At 74.9% G+C, this 964-nt stretch carries 1 protein-coding gene; it reads left to right on the plus strand.

Going from position 1 to position 964, the window contains the following annotated elements:
- Positions 1 to 156: 156 nt before the first annotated feature.
- On the plus strand, positions 157 to 964 hold an 808-nt coding region (locus ACLEQD_RS44240; protein ID WP_410391907.1), incomplete at its 3' end, for a tetratricopeptide repeat protein.

The raw sequence follows: 964 nt of genomic DNA on the forward strand, positions 1-964 counted from the left end.
GGTGCTCGCGCGGACCGCGGAGGAGTCGCTGGGCGACCTGCGCATCGCGCAGTGGGCCTGGGCCGAGGTGCTCGCGGAGAGCCCCGACAACGAGCAGCCCCGGGAGCACCTGCTGGCGCTCGCGCGCGCCTGGGGGACCTGCCCGCGCTGAGTCAGTTGCTGCACGCGCAGCTGGCCCGTGAGCCTCGGGGACCGGCCGCGCGCAAGGCGCACCTGGAGCGGGTCGCCACGCTGGAGGCGATGGGCGACGCGGGCGCGGCCCTGGCGGAGCTGCGCCAGGCCGTGCGCTTCGAGCCGGGGCACAAGGAGGCCTGGCTGCTGCTCGCGGACCGCTGCACGGAGCGCGAGCAGTTTGGCGAGGCCGCCTGGGCGCTGGAGAACGCGGCCACCGCGACGGAGGGCGACGAGGAGCGCCAGCACACGTGGGAGCGGCTCGCGCTCTTCTGCCGCGAGGTGCTGCACAACACGGAGAAGGCCCGGCTCTACGCACGCCGCGCCGAGAGCCTGCGAAAGTCCCGCGAGCAGCGCGCCCGTCCGCCTCCACCCGAGCCCGCGCGCACGGCGCCGCCGCAGACCGTCGGGGTGCCGCCGCCGTCGGTGCTCGTGGCGCCGCCGTCGGTGCTGGTGCCCTCGAAGCGAAAGGGCCTGTCGGACGAGGTGACGTCCAACACGGATGTCCCATCGCTGCTCAAGGCGGAGGAGGACTCGCCCGACGATGCACCGGCGAAGCGTTCGTCCCGGACGAAGGAAGTCGCGGCCCGAAAGGCCAAGGCATCCCCCGCTGGGGCTCAATCGAAGGCCCCGTCCGGCCGGCCCGCCGCCGCAGATGCTCCCGCGTCGGGCACGGAAGCTCCACGCCAACCGAAGGCTCCGTCCGGCCGCCATGCCCCCGTGGGCACCACGGCATCAAACACGGACGCCGCTCACCCACCGAAGGCTCCGTCCGGCCGCCATGCCCCCGTGG

The sequence above is a fragment of the Corallococcus sp. 4LFB genome (genome assembly GCF_046520365.1).
GTDB lineage: Bacteria > Myxococcota > Myxococcia > Myxococcales > Myxococcaceae > Corallococcus > Corallococcus caeni.